Origin of the sequence: Pseudoclavibacter sp. 8L, from assembly GCF_902506465.1 — a bacterium.
Lineage (GTDB): Bacteria > Actinomycetota > Actinomycetes > Actinomycetales > Microbacteriaceae > Pseudoclavibacter.
The window spans coordinates 1,311,167-1,323,835 of record NZ_LR733186.1 but is presented as its reverse complement, the minus strand read 5'-3'; the positions used below and the strand labels follow the sequence as shown (position 1 = coordinate 1,323,835).

At 68.3% G+C, this 12,669-nt stretch carries 11 protein-coding genes; 6 read left to right on the top strand and 5 right to left on the bottom strand.

Translation table 11 applies throughout. From position 1 onward, the window contains the following. Positions 1 to 72 precede the first annotated feature (72 nt). A complete protein-coding gene (gene soxR / locus GV007_RS12875; protein WP_442960380.1) occupies positions 73 to 564 on the bottom strand; it encodes a redox-sensitive transcriptional activator SoxR in 492 nt (163 codons plus the stop codon). Between the two features lie 115 nt (positions 565 to 679). On the opposite strand from soxR, the gene GV007_RS12870 reads away from it, so the two are divergent. The 6 genes from GV007_RS12870 to GV007_RS12845 all read left to right on the top strand — a co-directional run bounded on the left by GV007_RS12870 (position 680) and on the right by GV007_RS12845 (position 7,638). After that, positions 680 to 1,219, top strand: a complete 540-nt coding sequence (locus tag GV007_RS12870) for a flavin reductase family protein (RefSeq protein WP_160073120.1) — start codon at positions 680 to 682, stop codon at positions 1,217 to 1,219. A 110-nt stretch (positions 1,220 to 1,329) separates the two neighbouring features. Further along, the gene (locus GV007_RS12865; RefSeq protein WP_104332644.1) at positions 1,330 to 1,953 is read left to right on the top strand and encodes a superoxide dismutase; all 624 of its coding nucleotides are present in this window, start codon (positions 1,330 to 1,332) and stop codon (positions 1,951 to 1,953) included. A gap of 94 nt (positions 1,954 to 2,047) precedes the next feature. Next, positions 2,048 to 2,818, top strand: coding sequence for an EI24 domain-containing protein (locus tag GV007_RS12860; RefSeq protein WP_160073118.1), 771 nt, complete (start codon positions 2,048 to 2,050; stop codon positions 2,816 to 2,818). 321 nt (positions 2,819 to 3,139) lie between these two features. Then, positions 3,140 to 5,089 (top strand): beta-glucoside-specific PTS transporter subunit IIABC, encoded by a 1,950-nt coding sequence (locus tag GV007_RS12855; protein ID WP_160073116.1) that lies wholly within the window; start codon positions 3,140 to 3,142, stop codon positions 5,087 to 5,089. Positions 5,090 to 5,121: 32 nt separating this feature from the next. Then, positions 5,122 to 6,555: a 6-phospho-beta-glucosidase gene (locus GV007_RS12850; protein WP_160073114.1), complete on the top strand. Its 1,434-nt coding sequence runs from the start codon at positions 5,122 to 5,124 to the stop codon at positions 6,553 to 6,555. Positions 6,556 to 6,699: 144 nt separating this feature from the next. Beyond that, positions 6,700 to 7,638 (top strand): PRD domain-containing protein, encoded by a 939-nt coding sequence (locus GV007_RS12845; protein ID WP_160073112.1) that lies wholly within the window; start codon positions 6,700 to 6,702, stop codon positions 7,636 to 7,638. Here the strand turns inward: GV007_RS12845 and GV007_RS12840 are convergent. The 4 genes from GV007_RS12840 to GV007_RS12825 form a co-directional block, all read right to left on the bottom strand. Then, positions 7,635 to 8,480 (bottom strand): hypothetical protein, encoded by an 846-nt coding sequence (locus GV007_RS12840; RefSeq protein ID WP_160073110.1) that lies wholly within the window; start codon positions 8,478 to 8,480, stop codon positions 7,635 to 7,637. The genes GV007_RS12845 and GV007_RS12840 overlap by 4 nt on opposite strands. Before the next feature lie 238 nt (positions 8,481 to 8,718). After that, positions 8,719 to 9,603, bottom strand: coding sequence for an AraC family transcriptional regulator (locus tag GV007_RS12835; protein WP_160073108.1), 885 nt, complete (start codon positions 9,601 to 9,603; stop codon positions 8,719 to 8,721). A gap of 24 nt (positions 9,604 to 9,627) precedes the next feature. Beyond that, positions 9,628 to 10,863 (bottom strand): aminotransferase-like domain-containing protein, encoded by a 1,236-nt coding sequence (locus tag GV007_RS12830; RefSeq protein ID WP_160073106.1) that lies wholly within the window; start codon positions 10,861 to 10,863, stop codon positions 9,628 to 9,630. A gap of 74 nt (positions 10,864 to 10,937) precedes the next feature. Further along, the gene (locus GV007_RS12825; protein WP_160073104.1) at positions 10,938 to 12,653 is read right to left on the bottom strand and encodes a dipeptide ABC transporter ATP-binding protein; all 1,716 of its coding nucleotides are present in this window, start codon (positions 12,651 to 12,653) and stop codon (positions 10,938 to 10,940) included. Positions 12,654 to 12,669 lie beyond the last annotated feature (16 nt).

The following is a 12,669-nucleotide window of genomic DNA, read 5'->3' as shown; positions in this document are numbered from 1 at the left end:
GACGCGAGGCGCGGCAGAGGCGGGCAGGTGGGCGCGAGGGGCGCACGGGCTACGCGCGGGCGCGGTCGGCGCTCAGTTGAGGCGGCGAGGGCCGGCTCCTCCGCCGGCGAGGGCATCGTCGGGGTTGAGGAGGCCGCAGGCCTTCATCGACAGGCAGCCGCAGCCGATGCATCCCATGAGCTCGTGCTCGAGGCGCTCGATACCGCGCCGCCGCTCCTCGAGCGTCCGCTTCCACCGCCGCGAAGCGCGCTGCCAGTCCTCCTGGCTGGGCGTCGCGTCGCGCGGCAGGTCGGCAAACGCATCCTGCACGTCAGACAGGGGGATACCGAGGCGCTTCGCGACCGAGATGAGTGAGACCCGCCGAATCATGTGGCGGGCGTACCGACGCTGGTTGCCGGCAGTGCGAACCGCGGCGATGAGCTCGAGCTCCTCGTAGAAGCGCAGCGCGGATGCGGCGACGCCCGTCCGACGCACCATGTCGCTCACCGTGAGCAGCTCGTCGGAGATGTGCGGCTGCCCCTGGGCCAGATCGAGCGCCTCTGTGTCCTTGCGTGTCTCGCTCACAGTGAAATCCCACCGTTCGAATTGACTTCAACCTTACTTTAGGTTCTAGCCTCGAAGAGGAAACGCACACGCAACTCCGATCACCGTCCTCCAGAACAGGCAGAGAGCCCACTCGATGACAGAACCCGCCCCCGAGGCACCAGTCCCAGCGGCGTTGGCCCAAGCAGCGCTGGCCGGAGAGTTCAAGGCCGCCTTCAGGGAGCACCCCGCAGCCGTCGCCATCATCGCGGCCCAGACCGCGAACGGCCCCGTCGGCCTCACCGCGTCGAGCGTGAGCTCCGTGGCCGTCGACCCGGCCACGCTCTCGTTCTCCGTGACGCGGGCAACCGGCAGCGCCGGGGGACTCCTCGAAGCTGGCGACGTCACCGTGAACCTCCTCAGCCACGAGCAGGAGCAGATCGCCCTCGACTTCGCCCGCAGCGGCGCCCCCCGTTTCACCCCGGAACAGGGCTGGGACCACTTCCCCACTGGAGAGCCCTTCCTCCCCGAGGCTCGGGAGACGCTCCGCTGCCGCATCGCCAGCACCGTCAAGGTCGGCGGCTCGACCATCGTGCTCGCCGAGGTCCTCGAGGTCCTGCACGGCAGCACCGTCCCGCCGCTCATGTACCAGAACCGCCGCTTCGGCCGCCTCGACGCCGCCACGTTCGACGACTGAACCGGCGGCTGAACCCGGCCCCACCCCGCGACCGAATCCGCGATTCGAACGCCCCTCACACCATCCGAACTCACCGATACCGAAGAACACGACAGAAAGAGGGTCACACCATGACCGCATACACCCTTCCCGACCTGGCCTACGACTACTCCGCCCTCGCCCCGAGCATCAGCGGCGAGATCATGGAGCTGCACCACTCGAAGCACCACGCCACCTACGTGAAGGGCGCGAACACGGCGCTCGAGCAGCTCGCCGAGGCCCGCGAGAGCGGCAACCTCGCCAACGTGAACAAGCTCGAGAAGGACCTCGCGTTCAACCTCGGCGGCCACGTCAACCACTCCATCTTCTGGACCAACCTCTCCCCCAACGGCGGCGGCCAGGCAACTGGCTCGCTCGCCACGGCGATCGACGAGCAGTTCGGCTCCTTCGACGCGTTCGTCGCGCAGTTCACGGCAGTGGCGCTCGGCGTGCAGGGCTCCGGATGGGCAGTCCTCGCCTACGACGTGCTCGGCGAGCAGCTCGCGATCTTCCAGCTCTTCGACCAGCAGGGCAACGTGCCGTTCGGGCTCGTCCCGCTGCTCATGCTCGACGTCTGGGAGCACGCCTACTACCTCGATTACCGCAACGTTCGCGCCGACTACATCAAGGCGTTCTGGAACATCGCGAACTGGGAGAACGTGCAGCAGCGCTACGACGCCGCAACGACGAAGACCAACGGCCTCATCACGCTCTAGGTCCTCCTCGCTCGAACCGCACACCTCCTGAGGCGCGGCGGGGGAACGGATGCACGCATCCGCTTCCCTGCCGCGCCTCAGTAGTCTCGGTGGCATGATCGGGCAGTTCTTCTCAGGCGTCAGCGCGCTCTTCCAGGGCTTCGGGTACTGGAAGAAGAAGCCGCATCTGATGCTGCTCGGGCTCATCCCGGCGCTCATCGTCTTCCTGCTCGTGGGCGCCGCCCTCGTCACGCTCCTGTTCTTCGTCGACGACCTCGTCGAGTGGGCCACCCCCTGGGCGGCGGCGTGGGACGAGGTGTGGCGCAACATCCTGCGCATCGGCTTCATGACCCTCATCGTCGCGGGTGGCGTCTTCCTGTCGATCACGACGTTCACCGCCATCACGCTGACCGTCGGCGATCCGTTCTACGAGCGCATCTGGCTGTCCGTCGAGCGCGACCTCGGCGACGAGAACCCGGGCGAGGGACTCGGGCTCCTCGCGGCCGCCAGAGGCAGCCTGTGGCTCGTCGGCATGGGCATCCTCGCGGCCATCGTCGTCGCCATCGTGGGCGTCATCCCGCTCATCGGCTCGGTCGCCGCGGCGGTCGTGGGCGTCACGCTCAACGGGACGGTCCTGTCGCGGGAGCTCACCGGCAGGGCGCTGGATGCGCGCCGACTGCTCGGGGAGCAGCGCGCCTCCGTCATCCGCGGGAACCGGGCGCAGCTGCTCGGCTTCGGCGTTGCGACGCAGCTCTGCTTCATGGTGCCCGGCGGGGCCGTCTTCACGATGCCTGCCGCCGTCGCCGGCTCGACGGTGCTGGCTCGCCGCCTGCTCGACGAGCGCGGCCTGACCCGCGCAGGCTCTGCCGCGAGCGCGGAGCAGTAGCTTCAGGGCGAAAACGCCCCGAAATGGGCCGGCACTGCCCCTCCACGCCACGGCCTGGGCCAGCAGCTCGAAGCGGCGGCTTGGAGCAACTGACCCGCACTTGCCGAATCGGCGGGGATGCGGTTAGAGTTCGAGGCGACTGCGGGCCTGTTACTCAGCGAGGCAAGAACCCACGTCACAGCTCCCGAGTGGAGCTGACGCAACGCACTGCGAGCATTGCTGCTCCGCAGGGCGTGGACCTCGCTATCTGTTCTTGCACCGTCATGTCGTCAGGCTCTCCGCTCGGGAACGTCCCCATCCCAAGCATCAATGGAGAATGCCATGGCTGAAGCAGTCCGCAACTATCCCAGGCTGGCAGGCGAGATCGTCGATCTCGTCGGCGGCGAGAAGAACATCCAGTCGGCGTCGCACTGCGCGACGAGGCTCCGCCTGGTCCTGAACGACACCCCTGCGGGTGCCAAGGACAAGGTCGCCGCCCTCCCCGGCGTCATCACGGTCGTCGAGGCCGGTGGCCAGTTCCAGGTCGTCATCGGGTCGCACGTCGGCGAGGTGCACGAGGCACTCATGTCGAACGCCAAGATCTCCAACACCACGCCAGCCTCGACGGCACACAAGCCGTCCATCCTGAACCGCGTCATTGCGACCATGTCGGCCGTCTTCGCCCCGTTCGTGTACATCCTCGCCTCGGCGGGCCTCCTGCAGGGCTCGCTCATCATCACGCGCATGATCTGGCCGGCCTTCGAGGGCACTGGCACCGACCTGGTGCTCACGTTCATCTCCTGGACGCCGTTCGCGTTCCTCCCCATCTTCATCGCCATCACCGCGTCGAAGCACTTCAAGGTCAACACCTACATCGCGGTGCTCTGCGCCGCCGCGATCATGAACCCCGACTGGGCTGCCCTCGCGGGCCGCATCGAGGGCGGCGAGACCATCGACTTCCTCGGCATCGCCCTCAACTCGACGACGTACTCGTCGTCCGTGCTGCCCCCGCTGATCCTCGTCTGGGTGCTCTCCTACCTCGAGCGCTTCCTCAACAAGTACCTCCGCGGCGTCGCGCAGGCCCTCCTCGTGCCGCTCATCTCGGCCGTCGTCATGGTGCCGCTCGTGCTCCTCGTCATCGGCCCGCTCTCCGCGGCCGGCGCATCGGGCGTCGCCAACGGCTACAACTGGCTCGTCGAGATCGCCCCGGCGGTCGCTGCCGGGCTCATCGGCGCCTTCTGGCAGGTCGCTGTCATCTTCGGCGTCCACTGGGGTGTCACGCCGTTCGTGCTCGACAACTTCGACCGCTTCGGGCAAGACTCCTTCCAGGCGTTCCAGACCGCGGCCGTCATCGCGCAGGTCGGTGCCGCCTTCGGCGTGTTCCTCAAGACCCGCAACAAGGAGATGCGCGGCGTCTCCGGCTCCGCAGCCGTCACCGGCATCTTCGGCATCACCGAGCCCGCGATCTACGGCGTCACGCTTCGCCTCAAGCGCCCGTTCCTCCTCGCCTGCATCGCAGGCGCCATCGGCGCGATCACCATCTCGTTCTTCGGCTCGCGCTACTACGCCTACGCGGGCCTCCCGGGCATGCTGACCATCGTCAACTCGGTCAGCCCCGACAACCCCAACTCCATCATCGGCATGATCGTCGGATGCGCGGTGGCGTTCTTCGGCGCTGCAGCACTCGTCTACTTCATCGGCTTCAAGGACGTCGTGGCCGAGAACCTCCCCACCGACGACCTCGACCAGGCCCGCCCCACCGACCCAGAGCAGAACGCTCGTTTCGAAGCTGCCCTCGCGGCAGCATCCAGCACGCGCGTCGTCGCCAGCCCACTCGAAGGGCAGGTGCTGACCCTCGCCGAGGTGCCAGACGAGGTCTTCTCCGCTGGCGTCATGGGGTCGGGGGCGGCCATCGACCCGGCCGGGCATCAGGTCTTCGCACCGTTCGAGGGCAAGGTCGTCTCGGTCTTCCCCTCGAAGCACGCGATCGGCCTCATCTCCACCGAGGGAGTCGAGGTGCTCATCCACGTCGGCATCGACACCGTCCAGCTGAACGGCCAGCACTTCACGGCGCACGTCGCCGAGGGCGCCGAGGTGAAGCAGGGTGACCTGCTCCTCGAGTTCGACGCCGTCGCCATCAAGGCCGAGGGATACTCCCTCATCACGCCCGTCCTCATCACCAACTCCGGCAGCTACGACGAGGTCGTCGCGACCGGTGCGGGAGCGGTCGCCGCCGGCGACCAGCTCGCCGTCGCCGTCGCAACCGCATCCGCGTCCGCCGCCAGCAACTGACACGACCACAGACGAGAAAGGAACTCATGACCATGAGCAGACTCCCGAACGACTTCCTCTGGGGCGGCGCCGTCGCAGCACACCAGCTCGAGGGTGGGTGGGATGCAGACGGCAAGGGACCGAGCGTCGTCGACGTCCTCACCGCCGGCGAGCACGGCGTACCCCGCCGCATCACCGACTCCGTCGAGGCTGGCGAGTTCTACCCGAACCACGAGGCCATCGACCACTACCACCGTTACCGTGAGGACATCGCGCTGCTGGCCGAGATGGGTCTCAAGTGCTTCCGCACGTCCATCCAGTGGACCCGCATCTTCCCCAACGGCGACGAGCTCGAGCCGAACGAGGCCGGCCTGGCGTTCTACGACGACCTCTTCGACGAGCTGCTGAAGCATGGCATCGAGCCGGTCGTCACGCTCTCGCACTTCGAGGTGCCCCTGCACCTCGCCCGCGAGTACGGCGGGTTCCGCAACCGTGCGCTCGTGGGGTTCTTCGAGCGCTTCGCGAAGGTCTGCTTCGAGCGCTACGCGACGAAGGTCAAGTACTGGATGACCTTCAATGAGATCAACAACCAGCTCGATACCCGCAACGAGCTGTTCCTGTGGACCAACTCGGGTGTCCTCCTCACCCCGGAGGACGACCCGCGCGAGGTCGTGCTGCAGGTCGCGCACAACGAGCTCCTCGCCTCGGCCCTCGCTGTGAAGGCCGGCCACGACGTCGACCCGAAGCTGCAGATCGGCGGCATGATCTCGCACGTGCCGATCTACCCATATTCCTGCAACCCGGCCGACGTGCTCGAGGCGCAGATCTCCAGCCGCGACCGCTTCCTGTTCCCCGACGTGCACGTGCGTGGCCACTACCCGGCCTACGCCGTGCGCGAGCGTGAACGTGAGGGCTACGACATCGGCTGGCAGGACGGCGACGCGGAGATCCTCGCGGCAGGCACGGTCGACTACCTCGGCTTCAGCTACTACATGTCGACCGTCGCGAAGGCCGACGTGCAGAACGACGAGAAAATCTTCAACGGCGGCCTCGCGAACTCGGTCCCGAACCCCTACGTCACGGCAAGCGACTGGGGGTGGCAGATCGACCCGGTCGGCCTGCGCTACGCCCTCAACGTGCTCACGGAACGCTACGAGCTGCCGCTCTTCATCGTCGAGAACGGCTTCGGCGCGATCGACGTCGTGAACGAAGATGGCTCCATCGACGACGACGCGCGCATCGAGTACCTGAAAGCGCACATCGAGCAGGTCGAGCTGGCCGTCTCCGAAGACGGCGTCGACCTCATGGGCTACACGCCGTGGGGCATCATCGATGTCGTCTCGTTCACGACCGGCGAGATGAAGAAGCGCTACGGGATGATCTACGTCGACCGCGACAACGCCGGCAACGGCACTATGGAGCGTTCGAAGAAGAAGTCGTTCGACTGGTACGCGGGCGTCATCAGCGCCAACGGCACCGGAATCTGAGGCGGCTCCTGGGGGCTCCGCGCTTCGGGGCCCCCAGGAGACCCACCCGGGATGCGTCCAAGCGGACGTAGTCTTCATGTGCGCGCAGATCAGTGCGGCGCACCTATCCGCGCGCCGCGGCTCAGGAGAAGGAGGGGAAACCCGATGACGAAGACGCAGACAGGGACCCTACTGCGGGTGTTGAACAACAACGCCGTCATGGTCGACTCCGCGGGAGACCGCGTCATCCTGCTCGGGCGCGGCATCGGCTTCGGCAAGCGCCTCGGAGACGCCGTGGACCTGGGGGCAGCGACCGAGTCCTTCTCCCCGTCGACGGCACTCGAGCTCCGTCAGCTCGCGGACTTCGCGCGCGAGATCCCTCTCGAGGTCTTCCGAGTCGCACGCCGCGCAGTCGACCACGCCGAGACGGTCGGAGACGTCCGGCCGAGCCAGGCGCTCCTGCTCTCCGTCGCTGATCACCTTCACTTCGCGGTCGTCCGCGCGCAGACGGGGCTCCGCGTCGATTTCCCGCTGAAGTGGGAGATCGCCCAGCTGTACCCGCGCGAGACGGAGCTCGGCCACGCGACGGTTCGCTTCGCGAACGAGGAGCTCGGTGTCGATTCGTCTATCGACGCCGACGAGGCCACCGCGTTCGCCATGCACTTCGTGAACGCGCAGTTCGCGAAGTCCGACACTTCGCAGACCGTCGCCATGACGAAGACGCTGCAGAGCGTGGTCGACGTCGTCACGGAGACGCTCGGGGCGGATGCGACTGCCGACCCCACGAACGTGGCCCGCTTCGTCACCCATCTCCGGTACCTCTACGCGCGGATGACGACCCGGACCCAGCTGAGCAGTGCTCCCCCGCAGCTGTTCACGGCCATCCGCGACTCATACCCCGAGATCGTCGCGACGAGCGACCGCGTGCGCGGCATCATCGAAGCCCAGGGCGGCGAGCTCAGCGAGGCTGAGGTCTGCTACCTCGAGATCCATCTCGCGCGCCTCTCGACGAGCGGACGCGAACCGCAGGCCGCCCCGACCCCCGAGGGTGAGACGACCGACGGCTCAGCCCCACCCTCCTCGGGAGTGCCAGACGCGAGCTAGCAGGCGGCCCGGCGCTCGACCCGCAGACCGGTGACGAAGATCGTCTGGTCGTTGTCGGTGTTCACCGTGTTGTTCGTGGTTCCCAGCGTGTACCCGAGGTTGAAGTAGCGCACCGTGAACGAGCGCACGGGGCCGGCGAAGACGACGTCGACCTGGCCACCGGGGGCGTCCTCGTTCTTGTTGCCGTCGACCGAGTTGAACCAGGGGCTCGCGGCGGTCCCGGCACCCGTGACCGTGGAGCCGCTCGGGATCGAGAACGTCCTCGGTGCCGCGGACTCGAGGACTACACCGTCGAGGAAGTCGCGAGTGAGGCCGTTCCCCGCTCGCCAGAGCCGATCGATGTCGGTGATGGAGAACCGCACGTTGTAGAGGTCCTCGGCGAAGGTGAAGACGACGGTCTGGAAGTCGTTGGCAGACGGCTGCGTCAGGGCGTTCGCGCCGTTGAACTGGTTGATCTGGTAGCCGCGCTGGCCGATGCCGCCGACGTTCTGCGCCGAGACGGTGCCGTCGTTCGTCTCTGCCCGCATGTTGCCGCTGAAGGTGTGCCGCACCGTGGCGCTGATGTTGGGCGTCGTGGGGCGGGTCGAGTTCTGCGGGCGGAACACGGCCGTGCGGTCGAGGGTCGAGGATGCGCCGAGGGTTGCCGCGGTGCCCGTGACGGTCGCGAGTCCCCAGTTGATGCCGACGTCGGGGTCGACGCACAGCGTGGAGGCGGCGGAGAGGGGAGCCGCGATGGCTGTGGCCACGACCGGCGCAGACCAGGCGGCTGCGGTGAGCAGGGTGCGGCGGGTGGTCGTCGTGGGGGTTGCGGCGACGTTGCTGGACTCGGGGGAGGTGTTCATTGCGCGACTTTCTGGGTTCCGAAAATTGGGCACACGAGCGAGCACCGCATGGGAGTGAGGTGCTGCGGAGTGCTGGGTGTGGGCGTACCGCATCTGAGCGATTCGCGTCCGTGGTCGCGCTACGTCGCCTGGGGGCACACGAGCGTTCGACCTCGCGACTCTATGCTCAGGCGTCGACCTTCCGGTCGGTCCGGCGACGGAATCGACGATTCTGGCGACAGAACAGGCCGCTTCGCCGTCAGTCTCGGCCGAGCGCCTCGATCGCCGCGAGCATCGATGTCACCGATGCGAACCCAGACGCCTTGGCCGCCGCCCTGCGCTGCGCTGGCGAATCACCCGAGGCCAGGAGATGCCCGGCGTGCCTCGCCCGAGCGTTGCGCAGCTCCACCGCTGGCGTCATGCCGACGCTCTCGAACGCCCTGTGCAGCAGGGAACGCGAGACGCTGAGGCGCTGCGCGAGGGTGGTCGCCGAGAGAGACCGGTCGGCGAACTCTCCCGCGATGATCTGCCTGGCCCCCTCGATGAGCACCAGGAACCGGTCGCCGCCCTCGCTCGTGGTCGCCCGGAAACGCCCCACCGCCTCGGCGATGCTCGCGAGCAGCGCCGACTCGATCGCGATGCGCAGGTTTCCCGCGCCCGGCCCGGAGTAGTCCCTCTCGGAGTCCAGGATGCTCGTGACGAGCGCGCGCAGGGCGCGACTGTAGACAGGATCGGCATCGACCCTGAGGGGGAACTCGCGGATGATCGGCTCGACTGCGGAGCGCCGGACCGAGTAGAGGAACGAGGTGGTCTCATCCGCGCTCGACACATCGTGCGGCCGCCGCGGGTCGAAGAGGAGGTACGAGCCCGGCGTCAGCTCGTGGGAGATTCCTGCGATCCTGACGGTCATCGTCCCCGAGACGGTGGAGAGCACCTGCACCGTCTCGAGCTCCCCAGGCAGGACGTCCGCGATCGTGGCCTGCACAGGCGTGAGGTGCAGCCGCCACATGGCGACATCGCCGAGGTCGATTGCCGTGACGTCGACCGCGAACTCGGCCGGCGCACCCTTGACGCGGTAGCCGCTGAGCTCGGCGAACTCAGCCGCACCCCTGCCCCGACGCCGGTATCGTTGCGGAGAAGCCACCCGAATATTTTGGCACGAGTCCGCTTATTGCTTCTCGAGTGCGCGGCCGAGGCGCGCGGCGGCCTCCTGCAGGCGCTCGATGGGGGTGTCTCCGTAGGCGAGTCTCAGGCGGCGTGGCGCGTCGGTGCCAGGCCCGGACGGGAAGAACGAGCCGCGCTGGTAGCCGATGCCCGCAGCGCTCGCATCCTCGGCGAGCCTGTCCGCGTCGATCGCGTCGTCGACGAGCCGCGGCCACAGGAACAGGCCGCCATCGGGCGCGTCGATCTCGAACGCCCCGGGTGCGTGGGCCTCGAGCGCGGCGGAGAGCGCATCCGCCCGTTCCCGGTACAGCTCGCGTGCCGACGCGAGCGTGTCGTCGAAGAACGTGGGCGTCGTCCCGAGCAGCTCGGCGACCGCATGCTGGACGAGCTGCGAGGAATGCGAGTCCTGACGCGCGCGCAGCGACACGAAGTCGGGGACAAGGCGCTCCGGCAGCACGATCCAGCCGAGGCGCAGGCCGGGGCCGAGCGTCTTCGTGAACGTGTTGATGTGGATCACGTGCGAGGAGCTGTTGAAGATCTCGAAGTCGAGCTCGTCGCCGCGGAAGCGCAGCTCACGGTACGGGTTGTCGGCCAGCAGGATGAAGTTGTACCGCTCTGCGAGGCGCACGAGCTCACGGCGCCCCTCGAGGGTCAGGCTGTGCTGCGAGGGGTTGTGGAAGTCGGGCACCGTGTAGACGGCCGCCGGACGTGCGCCAGCGACCAGATGGGCCTCCAGCTCGGCGACGTCGAAGCCGTCGCGGCCGACTGTGATCGGCAGGATCCGCGCGTCGGAGAGTTCGAGGCCGCGCAGAAACAGCGGGAAGATCGGGTTGTCGACCGCGACGAGGCCGCCGCGCTCGACCACGAGCTGCACGGCGAGGGAGATGCCGTGGAACCCGCCGTTCGTGATGAGCACGCGCGATACCGGCACGCCCTCACGTGCGGCGATCCATTCCCGCAACGCGGGCACCCCCTCGGTTCGCCCGTACTGCAGCGCCGGCACGCCCGGCACGGACAGGACCCGCGCGGTCGCCTCGGCGAGCTCGGCGGAGGGGAGCACCGACGGGTCGGGGATGCCGCCGAGCAGCTCGATCGAGTCGGGGTGCCGGTCGCGCAGGGTCGCGTCGCCGAAGCCCTTCGGCGCGTTGAAGGCGCGCGCGAGCTCCGTCGACGTCCAGGTCGGCGGGGAGGTCTGCGGCGTGCTCTGCGGAAGGGTCTGCGTGCTGGCGGTGCTTGTCATGGTGTCGTCGTTCTCTCTCGCACGAGGCGCTCGGCCTCGATCGGTTCAGGTGGAAGTTCGGAGGTGCGGGTCGCTCAGACGAGCGCCGGGACCTGCACGGCAGGCGTCGCGTTCGCATCCGCTGCCGGCGCCGCATGCCCGTACCGGGGCGTGGGGATGGCATCGATGAGGGCCCGCGTGTAGGGCTGCTCGGGATGCGCGAGCACCTCGGCAACCCGTCCGGACTCGACGACCTTGCCGCCCTGGAGCACCGACACCGTGTCTGCGACCTGGCGGACGAGCGCGAGATCGTGGGAGACGAACAGGTAGGTGAGCCCCAGCTCAGCCTGCAGCTGGAACAGCACCTCGAAGATCTCCGCCTGCACGGTCACATCGAGGGCGGAGGTCGGCTCGTCGAGCACGAGCACGTCTGGCCGGAGCACGAGGGCGCGCGCGATGGCAACACGCTGGCGCTGGCCGCCGGAAAGGGCTGACGGCTTCCGGGACAGGAACTCCGCGCCCAGGCCGACGGACGCGAGGGCAGCCCGAGCCTTCTCGGCGCGCTCCCGCTTGTCACCGACCTTGTAGCGGTCGAGCGGCTCGCGCACGATGCGCTCCACACGCCACGTCGGGTCAAGGGAGGTGAACGGGTTCTGGTAGACGAGCTGCAGGTGGCGGCGGATCTCGCGGAGCTGCCTGGGAGAGCTGCCGTCGACTCGCTCGTCGCCGACCCTGACCTCGCCGGCGTCCGCCTCCTCGAGGCCGAGCAGGATGCGGACGGCCGTCGTCTTGCCCGAGCCGGACTCCCCCACGAGCGCGTGCGTCGTGCCTGCCCTCACCGTGAACGACACGTCGTCCAACGCCACGACCCGTCGCTCGCCGACCGAGAAGCTCTTCGACACGCCCGTGACCGCGACCTGCTGGGTCGCGGCGCCACGGCTGTCGCGCTGCAGCAGTGAACCGTAGCGGTCGGGATTCAGGGCGGGGGCATCCTGCCGCAGACGAACCGTGTACGGCGAGGTCGACTCGGTGAACACCTGCTCGGTCGCGCCGGCCTCCTGCACCTCGCCGCCCTTGAGGACGACGATCTTCTGTGTGCGCTCGGCGGCGATTGCGAGGTCGTGCGTGATGAGCACCAGCCCGATACCGAGGTCGCTCTGCAGCTCGCTGAGCACCCCGAGGATGCGCTTCTGGATCGTCACGTCGAGCGCGCTCGTCGGCTCGTCCGCGATGAGCAGCTCGGGGCTCGGCAGCACGGCGAGGCCGATGAGCACACGCTGCAGCATGCCACCGGAGAGCTGGTGAGGGTACGACTCGTACACCCGCTTCGGGTCAGGCAGGCCGACCCGCTCGAACGTCGCGAAGATGAGCTCCCGCTGCTCATCGCGGGAGAGGCCGTCGACGAGGTCGGCCGCCTCGTGCGCCTGGGAGCCGATGGTGCGCACCGGGTTGAGGGCGTTCGCCGGGTCCTGCGGCACGAAGCCGATGCGAGTTCCGCGCAGGGGGCGGAACTGGCGCGGCGAGTGGGCGAGCACGTCCTTCCCCTCGAAGCGGATGCTCCCCGCCGCCCGACCGCCCTCCGGCAGGAGGCGCAGGATCGCGCGGGCGATCGTGGACTTGCCGGACCCGGACTCGCCGATGAGCGCGAGGCTCTCACCACGGTTCAGGGTGAAGCTGACGCCGGAGACGACCTCGCTGCTGCCGTACGCGACCGACAGGTTCTCGACCTGCAGGAGGGGCTGAGCGGAGGATTCAGGAACGGGGGCTGATGCGGATGGGGATGCGGATGCGGATGCGGATGCGTGGGTCATTGCGTGCCTCTCGTGC